The sequence below is a fragment of the Faecalibacillus sp. TM498 genome, assembly GCF_020589955.1.
GTDB lineage: Bacteria > Bacillota_I > Bacilli_A > Erysipelotrichales > Coprobacillaceae > Faecalibacillus > Faecalibacillus intestinalis.
On record NZ_JAJDKB010000022.1, the window covers coordinates 38,312 to 47,955 of the forward strand.

At 28.6% G+C, this 9,644-nt stretch carries 10 protein-coding genes; all 10 read right to left on the bottom strand.

Annotation, left to right across the window (positions count from 1 at the left end):
• Positions 1–33: 33 nt before the first annotated feature.
• Positions 34–1,380 carry an MATE family efflux transporter gene (locus LJD32_RS08350; RefSeq protein ID WP_227392125.1) on the bottom strand — a complete coding sequence of 449 codons (1,347 nt, stop codon included), beginning with the start codon at positions 1,378–1,380 and terminating at the stop codon, positions 34–36.
• Positions 1,380–1,823: a MarR family winged helix-turn-helix transcriptional regulator gene (locus tag LJD32_RS08355; RefSeq protein WP_227392126.1), complete on the bottom strand. Its 444-nt coding sequence runs from the start codon at positions 1,821–1,823 to the stop codon at positions 1,380–1,382. Before LJD32_RS08355 ends, LJD32_RS08350 begins: the two co-directional genes overlap by 1 nt.
• 558 nt (positions 1,824–2,381) lie before the next feature.
• Positions 2,382–2,624 (bottom strand): DUF3781 domain-containing protein, encoded by a 243-nt coding sequence (locus LJD32_RS08360; protein ID WP_032089979.1) that lies wholly within the window; start codon positions 2,622–2,624, stop codon positions 2,382–2,384.
• Between the two features lie 142 nt (positions 2,625–2,766).
• Positions 2,767–3,912, bottom strand: coding sequence for an ABC transporter permease (locus LJD32_RS08365; protein ID WP_227392127.1), 1,146 nt, complete (start codon positions 3,910–3,912; stop codon positions 2,767–2,769).
• A complete protein-coding gene (locus LJD32_RS08370; RefSeq protein ID WP_227392128.1) occupies positions 3,899–5,080 on the bottom strand; it encodes an ABC transporter permease in 1,182 nt (393 codons plus the stop codon). The genes LJD32_RS08365 and LJD32_RS08370 overlap by 14 nt, the downstream gene beginning before the upstream one ends.
• A complete protein-coding gene (locus tag LJD32_RS08375) occupies positions 5,080–5,841 on the bottom strand; it encodes an ABC transporter ATP-binding protein (RefSeq protein ID WP_081918938.1) in 762 nt (253 codons plus the stop codon). Before LJD32_RS08375 ends, LJD32_RS08370 begins: the two co-directional genes overlap by 1 nt.
• Entirely contained in the window at positions 5,841–6,461 is a 621-nt protein-coding gene (locus tag LJD32_RS08380) for a TetR/AcrR family transcriptional regulator (protein ID WP_227392129.1), read from the bottom strand. The genes LJD32_RS08375 and LJD32_RS08380 overlap by 1 nt, the downstream gene beginning before the upstream one ends.
• A 100-nt stretch (positions 6,462–6,561) precedes the next feature.
• On the bottom strand, positions 6,562–7,290 hold the full coding sequence (locus LJD32_RS08385; RefSeq protein ID WP_227392130.1) for an ABC transporter ATP-binding protein: 729 nt from the start codon (positions 7,288–7,290) through the stop codon (positions 6,562–6,564).
• A 13-nt stretch (positions 7,291–7,303) separates the two neighbouring features.
• The gene (locus LJD32_RS08390; RefSeq protein ID WP_147580059.1) at positions 7,304–8,035 is read right to left on the bottom strand and encodes an ABC transporter ATP-binding protein; all 732 of its coding nucleotides are present in this window, start codon (positions 8,033–8,035) and stop codon (positions 7,304–7,306) included.
• Positions 8,032–9,549: an ABC transporter substrate-binding protein gene (locus tag LJD32_RS08395; RefSeq protein WP_227392131.1), complete on the bottom strand. Its 1,518-nt coding sequence runs from the start codon at positions 9,547–9,549 to the stop codon at positions 8,032–8,034. Before LJD32_RS08395 ends, LJD32_RS08390 begins: the two co-directional genes overlap by 4 nt.
• Positions 9,550–9,644 lie beyond the last annotated feature (95 nt).

Here is a 9,644-nt window from a genome sequence, read left to right on the forward strand (position 1 = left end):
TTCCATTAAAAAAAGAAGTGTTTTTCACACTTCCTAAGCATTTTCTTTTTTCATTTTTTTACTTAAATAAATATAGAAACATACATTTAGTATAATACCAACAATTGTAGCAATTGGTGCAGCTAAACCAATATTTGTTAAATTTGCATGAGGTTGAATTGACATATAGTAAGAAAGCGGTAAACGTACAAGAAGTGTTTGAATAAGTCCTTGTACCATGACCCATACCGTTTGATAATGACCGTTAAAATAACCAATCATACTAAATAATATTGCTGTTACAATTGTTTCTAAAGCAAATCCTTTTAAATAAGCATAACCTTGTAAAATAACGGCTTTTTCTGTTGTAAAAATACTTGTAAGTAAATCTCCTTTAAATAAAACTAAGATAAAGACAACAACACCAATTATTAAGCCAATACCCATTCCTGTAAACATTGCATGTTTCGCTCTTTTTTCATCACCAGCACCCACATTTTGGGCAACAAAAGAAGCCATTGATTGCATTAATGAACTTGGTACTAACATGGCAAAGTTAACGATTTTACAAGCAACACCATAACCGGATGATGCTTCTAATCCTAAACGGTTAATAAAAGCACATAAAGCTAAAAATGAAATTTGTGTTAAACATTCTTGAAGCGCTAATGGTAACCCAATTTTTAAAGCTCGAACACAATGTGAATTGATTTTAAAATCATGCTTTGTAATTTTAAATGATAATTTTCTTTTAAATAATAACATTAAAGCAAAAACAACACTGATTCCTTGGGCAAAGACAGTGGCCATGGCGGCTCCTGCTGCATCTAAGTGTAATCCTGCAACAAGAACTAAATCACCAATAATATTAATAACACAGGCAACTGCCACAAATAAAAGAGGTGATTTACTATCGCCTAAACCTCTAAAGATCGCTGATAATAGATTATAAGCAACAATAAAGAAAATACCTGCCCCACAAATTCTTACATAAGTAGCAGTTAAACCAAGTGCTTCTTTAGGTGCTTGCATCAAAGTTGAAATTGGTGATGCTAACATAATCATAACTACAAATATAATTGCAGAAATAATTGCAAAAACTACCGTTGCTCCTCCTATTAAAGCACCAATCGAATTCATTTTCTTTTCACCAATATATCTTGCAATTAAAACTGTAATTCCCATCGCAAATTGTGTTACCACAAATGTTATCAAGTTTAAAACTTGACTTCCTGTAGAAACTGCTGAAAGTCCTGCTGTTGTTCCAAATCTTCCAACAACAAGTAAATCAACCGCTCCATAGGCCGCTTGTAAAATAAGCGCACCTAAAACGGGAATCATAAACAACGTTAATTTCTTTAAAATACTTCCCTGCGTAAAATCTGATTTAGAGTGATCCATTATTTTTCTCTCCCTTCACACATAACTTCATAAAACTTTTCAATAGTTTGAATCATACAATCTGCTTCATCATTAGAAACATGATTCAAACACAAGGCTAATTTTTGAAAATAATCTTTATTGTATTTTTCAAAAATCATTTTTCCTTCTTTTGTAACGGTCACATAAGTGACACGTCCATCATGTTTAGCTGTTTCTTTTTTTAAATATCCTTTTTCTTCCATTACATGAATTGTACGTGTAACTCCCGGACGAGGAAGATTTAAAACTTCACTCACATCTGAAACCTTCACTTTTTGATTTTTTTCTTCAAGTTCGATAATCGTTTCTAAATAACGTACATAGGATGGTAAAACTCCTTCAGGAAGTTTAGGCAACATATCTAAAATCCTTTTAGCCATGTAACAGCTATCTAACATTTCTTTTACTTTTTCGCTTTTCATTAATTTCTCCTATTAATTACCAATGGTAATTATCATTGGCAATTATATAATTATAAAAAAGATTGTCAAGAAAAAAGATACTAACAAATTGTCAATATCTTTTAATCGTTATGCTTTATAGCAAACCCAAATAACATCACTTTTTAATCTTCATCTAAAATAGAAGTATTAGTAGCTGGACCATCAATAAAATCCATGTGTTCTGCACGAAATTCTTCATATAAAATTTCACAAATTACTTTTAACTTTCCTTCCTTATAAACATCTTCTAAAGCTTTACAAGCAATTTTATTTCCTTCTAGATAACGATCATCGCTTTGATTGACTTTCTCCTAAGGTTAAGCTCTATGAATAATCATCCTATCTAAATAACCTAGTCCCGTTGTTTTAATGGTTTGAACAATACTTTCTTTGGTTACTTGACATGTTTACGGATATATTTGCCTATACCTTTTTCATTACCATATGATTGTCCCATATCAAAATGATGATAACCTAACTTTATATTTTAATTTCAATGTGAATAAAATGTGCATAATGTGCACAACTTGTGAAAATCTATTTTATTGTATGTGCCGTAATAATGGTATAGCTTGTTGCATTAATTGTTATTTTTATAGCACCATTTTCAATATACCAGTTTTTCCCTTTACGATATATCAAACTCTTTTTATCTAAAACTTTATTCTTACAAAATTCTACAACATCTTCTTCAATTCCTAAATTTCTTTTAATTCTTGATATACCTAAATGTGTTGTGTGAATTTTATAAATATTCATTAATAATTCATTCTTATCCATCTTGATGACTCGTCCTTTTTAAAATAGTATCCTATTGCATCCCATTAACATTCCTAAACTTAAATAATGATCTTTTGATATTTGTTTTTTTGTATTCATTAAAATAACAATGACAACAATTAATAGAAATTCTTTCATACACTCACCCAATCTTTTGTTTTCTTTTACTAATCATTAAGGTAATCAAAACAAAGCTTAAGGTAAATCCTAAAACAATAATACCATTAATAATTATTGGTTGTAATGTTTCTAATTTAAAATATTCTAATGTTTTAATAAGTTCATTATTTTGTACAAAATAATACGTTGGTAAAATATGAGCAATCTTTAAAACATAACTTGGCATAAATGACATTGGCACAAAGCATCCACAAAGAAACGATGTTCCTAAAGCAACAACATTGACAATACCTCCAATAGCTTGCTTATTATGGGTAATAGTTCCAATTAAGAATCCTACGGCCAAACTACATATTGAAAAAACAAATGAATTTAAAATATAAGCAATCCCATTCCCACTTAACATAATTTCTTTAAATAAGATAAAACTAATAATCATATAGGCTAACCATACAATAAAAGAAGCAAGACCTAAAGAAGCAAAAACAATCCAATTATATTTACGATATGAAAAACTGCTCATAATTGTTCTTTTACGTACACCCTCTTGATTTAAACTTGCAAGAATCATTGTCATACAATAAACTCCCCCAGCAAGTAAGGCATAGTTTAAGAAATTAAAATAAACATTCACTTGATTCAATTTAGAACTATCTAAAGATGTGTTGAGGTTTACTTTTGTTTTTTGGTTAATCACTTGTTTGACTTTTTGATTTAAAGCTTTACCTTGATAATGCTCTTTATAAAGATTTACTGTCTTTATATATTTTTCAATTAACATTTGGGTAAAAGATGCATTTTCATTACCATTTGATTTATATTCAATCGTTGGATTTTTATCATTTACAAGATCACCACCAAAGTTTTCAGGAATATACACAACATAACTTATATCACGATAAAATAAGGCATCGTCTACTTTTTCTTGATCATTGATGTCAATATCTTTTAATATCGCTTGTTCTTTTAAATACGAAACAAATCCTTTGGTTATTTCATTGTTTTGATCCTTATTTACAATCAAAATATCTGGTTTTGTTGCCTCATAATGATTCATATTACCAGAAGTTGTATTAAATAATGTAATTGCAAGTAAGATCACTGTATAAAGAATTAAGTTTCCTTTTAATTTATTTAAGATTTTAAAAACGGTACTAAATATAATCATATTGTTCCCTCCTTAAAGTCCTAAAAGAAATAAATAAACATACAATAATAAATACTCCTAAACAACAAATATCTCTGATATATCGATTAAATGTATTGTAATAATATAAAGCATAAAAACCATCGGTAATCAAATTATTAGGATTGATAAGATTAATAATAGGTATATTTTTATCAATAACATATTTTAAAGTAACACCCATCATCCCAGATAGAACCGAGAAAAACATAGAAATCGCAATATTAATTCCTGTTTTTGCTTGTTCAGAAACTCTAAAAACAGAAGCAATAAATATTCCCATCGAAATACCTGCTAAATCACCAACTAAAGAAAGAATGATTATATAAAGCCATTGACTACCAAATTCAACATTTAAACCAAATTTTAAAAAGATTAAAAGAATTGCTAAACCAACAAGGCTTACTAAATAAGAACCTAGTGCTGAAGATAAGACAAGTATTCCTTTTTTATTTGGTGAAACAGAAACTCTTTTCCCTTTAGCGGACATATTCGCCAATTGATTATTAATAGCTGTTAAACCTAACATCCCACCATACATACAAGCCATGGCAATTAAGGTATAATATTCAATTTGCATATAACTTAAATGACTACTTGATGTGTCTTTTAAAGATACTTCTTGGTTATTGAGCTTTTGAAGAATATCATGTACAATTTGTTGAACATTAAAATTGTAGTTTCCTTGTTGTATTTCATCTTCAATTTGTTTCTTTGTTAGATCTTCTATCATCCTCTTATTTTGTTTAATTTCATCCATAACAAATTGCAAGATTGTTTGTTCCATACCATTTTCTTTAATCACAATTTGTGGTTCTTGTTTATTAAAGAGAACATATCCTTCTATTTCATTATCTTCTAAAAGCTGTTCCGCCTCTTTTTTATTTACAAAATGAATACGAAATAACTGATCCTTATTTTTTTTATCAGAAAGCTCTTTAAAGGTTTCTTGATAAATTGTTTGGTTTTGATATTCCTTATTGTCAATAACTGCAATATCAAAAACTTGTAAAGCTTCGTCTTTTTCAATATTTTCAAAAGCCATGTGAAAGAAAATACCTAAAATAATAGGAAAAGCAAACATCCAAAAAATAAGAACTTTATTTTTAAAAAGTATTTTAACTGTATACTTTAGATTATGAATAAACATCAATCCCTCAATTCCTTTCCTGTTAATTTTAAGAAAACGTCATTAAGAGTTGGACCTACACGTTCAATCTTTTCCTCAATATTTGCTTCTTTCTTTAATTCATCACTTGTTCCTTGAGCAATGATCTTTCCTTTATCTAAAATAATAATACGATCGCAAAGTATTTCTACTTCTTCCATATAATGTGTTGTATAAACAATTGTAGCCCCTTGATCTCTTAATTTTTTTATACCATCTAAAATATGATTACGACTTTGTGGATCAACTGCAACAGTTGGTTCATCTAAAAAGATAAGTTTAGGTTTATGGGCAATCCCACAAGCAATATTTAATCTACGTAGCAATCCTCCGGAAAGTTGTTTAGGTAAAAACTTTTTAAAATCATTTAATCCTACTAAGTTAATTGCATCGTCAACATATTGTTTTCTTTGTTTTTTATCTCGAATATATAAACCACAAAAATAATTGATATTATCATAAACATTCAATTCATCAAAAACAGCTACTTCTTGAAAAATAACTCCTATCTTTGCTTTTAAATCATAAGAATCAGGTTTCATTTCTTTACCAAAAACCTTAATAAATCCTTCTTGATATTTAAGTAATGATAAAATAGAGTTAATAGTTGTACTTTTTCCACAACCATTAGGTCCTAATAATCCTAAAATTTCTCCTTGATAAACATTAAAGGATAAATCATCAATTGCTTTTAAATTTTTATACTCTTTTGTAAGATGTGAAACCTCTATTACTTTTTCCATCATTCTTTTCCTTCCCTATTCTTTTTAATAAGTTGTGCCAAAATTTCTTCTTTTACATTTCCCTTTTTTACTTCATAAAGAAGCATTGAAACATATTGATCCTTTAACAGTTCTGCAATTTCTTCATCATTAAATTCAACGGTCTGATTGGCTGCTAAACTAGCAATCCCATTGACATATAACCACATTCTTAAATGAAACTGTTTAGCATCTTCATTTGACATTCCTGTTTGTTTTGAAATTGTTTCAAGGATTGTCTTTGCTGATCCTGTTAAATCAATAAAATCAAATGCTCCTTCATTTATTTTTCGGTTAAACATAATTTTAAATAATTCAGGTTCTTCTTTAGCAAAACGAATATAATTGATTCCAATATCCTTGTATTCTAATTGACCTGTTTCACTTTTTAAAACTTCTCGATCAAAAATCTTTACAATTTCATCTATCACATCTTTTTTTAAAACATCCATATTCTCATAAATATAAAAAAGTGGTTGTGTTGAACAGCCTAATTTCTTTGCAATCTTTCTGGCATTTAAAGCATTGAGTCCTTCATGGCTAATAATCGAAATACTTGCTTGTAGAATATCTTCTTTTTGTATTTTTCTTTTTGCTGGCATAAAAGCCTCCTTTCTATAACTCACGTTATATATAACTCTTGTTATAATTATAACAATATCTTCTTATCATTGTAAAGAAAAAAGGATATTTCAAAATATCCTAACCATTTAAATAAGCTGCTTTTAATAAGTTTTGTACAACTTCATTTTCACTTTTATATAATTGTTGTATTGTTCCTTTTTCTATGATTTTTCCATCATTTAAAACAAGAACCTGATGACAAAACTCATGAACCAATGAAAGATCATGGCTAATGAAAAGAATAGCCATATGATATTTATAAACACATTGTTTTAATAATTCGATAATATCTCTTTGAAACACTTGATCGAGACTGCTGGTAATTTCATCACAAATAAGTAATTGGGGTTGTATAATCAATGCTCTAGCAATTGATATTCTTTGTAACTGTCCTCCACTTAATTCATGAGGATATTTTTCCAAACAAGTCTCATCCATACTTACTTGTTCTAATATCTTTTTAATAGCAGTCATCACTTCTTTTTTATTTAAATGATAAAAATAATGATAAGGTTCATAAAGAAACTGTTTGATTTTCATTCGTGGCGAAAAGCTTTCAATTGGATTTTGAAGAATAAGTTGTATATCTTTACGACTCTTTTTAAAATCAACTGTTTTTCCTTGATATAATAAAGAACCTGAAGAAGGTTTTTCAATACCTGAAACAAGTCTTGCAAGGGTACTTTTTCCACATCCACTAACACCAATAATACCAACAACTTCACCTTCATCAATGCTAAAATCAAGATGATTTAAAACAGTCTTATCGTATTTTTTTGTAAGATCTTTAGCTTCAAATAAACGCATTATTCTTTTCCTTTCATAATAGTGACTTTGTATAGGGATGCTTAGGAGCATTAAAAAGAGTCTCTACATTTCCTTTTTCTACAATCATTCCATCTTTAATAACAACTATTTGATCTGCAATATAACGTGCTACTTGAATATTATGTGTTACAAACACAAAAGTTGTTTGTTTTTTTAGATTTAAAAGATAATCTAAAATTTGTTTTTGAATAACGACATCTAAACTGCTTGTCGGTTCATCAGCCAAAACAAGTGAAGGTTGTAAACATAATACTAAAGCAATCATCACCCTTTGAGCCATTCCTCCTGATAATTCAAAAGGATACTTGTTTAAAATAGTTTCTTCTAGCCCCATTTGTTTTAAATAATGAATAGCTATTTCTCTTGACTGTTTTTTAGAATATTTAAAATGAGTATGTAAACTTTCATAGAAATGTTCTTCAATATTTTGATAATCATCAAAATAAGTTAAAGGATTTTGAAAAATCATGCCTATTTTTTTTCCTCTATAACAATCTAAACCCTTTTCTAATAAATTATCTTCTTCAAATAAAATTTTACCCTCTATAATTTTTGCATCATCACTTAACAATCCCATTGTTGCTTTAAGTAATGTTGATTTCCCACTACCACTTTGACCGACAATAACTGTAATTTGATTTTTAGGAATCATTAAATCTATATGATGTAAAATTTCTTGTTCATTATAAGTCAATGTTAAATTTTGATAATTTAATATACTCATTTAAGATCAATATCCTTTGTAATCATATAATAATCAACCGGATGGCAAATAGCTCCTTTGACCTTAGAAGAAGTTACCGTATTTAAAGGAACATAAGAAACATAAATATTGGCAGCATCATCTAAAATCATTTCACTTGCTTGAATAGCAAGTTGTTGTCTTTGTTTTACATCATAAGTTGTGGAAAATTGTTGAATCAAATTATCAAGATTTGAGTTTTTATAACGTCCTGTATTACTTGAACCCGTTGATAAATAACGTTGTTGAATAAAGATTTCTGGATCACCTGTAGGTGCACTTGAATCATTAGCCGAACATAAATCAAAAGTTCCTGCTGCTTTAATATCATTCACATTTTCAACTTGATTAAGTTTAATTTTAATACCAATCTTTTTTGCTTCACTTTGCATAGATTGCGCAATAATATTTGCATCTGCTGAACCATGATCCGCGCTTTCATAATAATTTAAAATGATTTCTTGTCCATCTTTTTCTCTGATACCATCATTATTCGTATCAACATAGCCCGCTTCATCTAAAAGACGATTGGCTTCTTTTAAATTAAGACTATAGCCATTAGAAACATCTCCATAAGGTAATGCACTTGAATAAAGACCAGTTGCTTCTTTTCCCCCAATCAATTTAACAATACTTTTACGATTTACACTATAAGATAAAGCTTTTCTAATCGTTAAATCACTTAAAAATGTTGTTTCATTATTCATATAAATAACATTTGTACGTGGGCCTAAAACCTCTAAAACATGATAATTTTTATTATTCCTAAATAATTTTAAACTTGAATAATCTATCGTATTCGCAAGATCAACTTCACCCGATTGTAACGCTAAAACACGTGCATCAGAATCTGCCACTTGACTAAAATGAACATGGTCAAGTTTTGCTTTACCATCGTAATATTTTTTATTTTTGCTTGTATCGATTGTTTTTTCTGAAACAAAATCATCCACCATAAAAGGGCCGGTACAAAGAGGATGATTGGCAATATCTTCTTCACTTTGACTTGCATCATAAATAGTAAAAAGTGGTTCACAAAGATTATTTAAGATTGCCCCACTTGATTTATTTAAATAAAGATAAATATCTTGCCCCTTTGCTTCAACATGATTTAAATCAAAATAATCAATCGCTCTTGTATTTTTTTCAAAAGCTCTTTCTAAACATGCTTTGACATTTTCTCCTGTTACTTTTTTACCATTTGAAAAAGTAATAGAATCTTTTAAAGTCAATTTCCAGGTTGTATCATCAATTTGTTCATAGGATTTTGCCAGACATGGTTCCACTTCATATTTTTCATTAAGTTTTAACAATGTTTCTCCTACCCCAATACGACTTAAAACCCAACCATCATAATTATTTGTCGGATCTAAAGATGTTGAAATCCAAAACATAGCTGCATTAAGTGTCTTACTTGATTCATTTTTGTTTGAATTAGAACATCCACATAAAGTTGTTAACATAAATAAACAAAGTAATAATTTTATTTTCTTCATAACTTCTGGTATATTGTAATTGACCCATCTGAGTAGTCACCTACAATATACATTCCTTTCTATCAATCTTATTTATCCGCGATTGATTACGTTTT

Coding starts and splice junctions, on each gene's coding strand:
- LJD32_RS08350 (WP_227392125.1), bottom strand. CDS start 1,380: ATGGATCACTCTAAATCAGATTTTACGCAGGGAAGTATTTTAAAGAAA.
- LJD32_RS08355 (WP_227392126.1), bottom strand. CDS start 1,823: ATGAAAAGCGAAAAAGTAAAAGAAATGTTAGATAGCTGTTACATGGCT.
- LJD32_RS08360 (WP_032089979.1), bottom strand. CDS start 2,624: ATGGATAAGAATGAATTATTAATGAATATTTATAAAATTCACACAACA.
- LJD32_RS08365 (WP_227392127.1), bottom strand. CDS start 3,912: ATGATTATATTTAGTACCGTTTTTAAAATCTTAAATAAATTAAAAGGA.
- LJD32_RS08370 (WP_227392128.1), bottom strand. CDS start 5,080: ATGTTTATTCATAATCTAAAGTATACAGTTAAAATACTTTTTAAAAAT.
- LJD32_RS08375 (WP_081918938.1), bottom strand. CDS start 5,841: ATGGAAAAAGTAATAGAGGTTTCACATCTTACAAAAGAGTATAAAAAT.
- LJD32_RS08380 (WP_227392129.1), bottom strand. CDS start 6,461: ATGCCAGCAAAAAGAAAAATACAAAAAGAAGATATTCTACAAGCAAGT.
- LJD32_RS08385 (WP_227392130.1), bottom strand. CDS start 7,290: ATGCGTTTATTTGAAGCTAAAGATCTTACAAAAAAATACGATAAGACT.
- LJD32_RS08390 (WP_147580059.1), bottom strand. CDS start 8,035: ATGAGTATATTAAATTATCAAAATTTAACATTGACTTATAATGAACAA.
- LJD32_RS08395 (WP_227392131.1), bottom strand. CDS start 9,549: ATGAAGAAAATAAAATTATTACTTTGTTTATTTATGTTAACAACTTTA.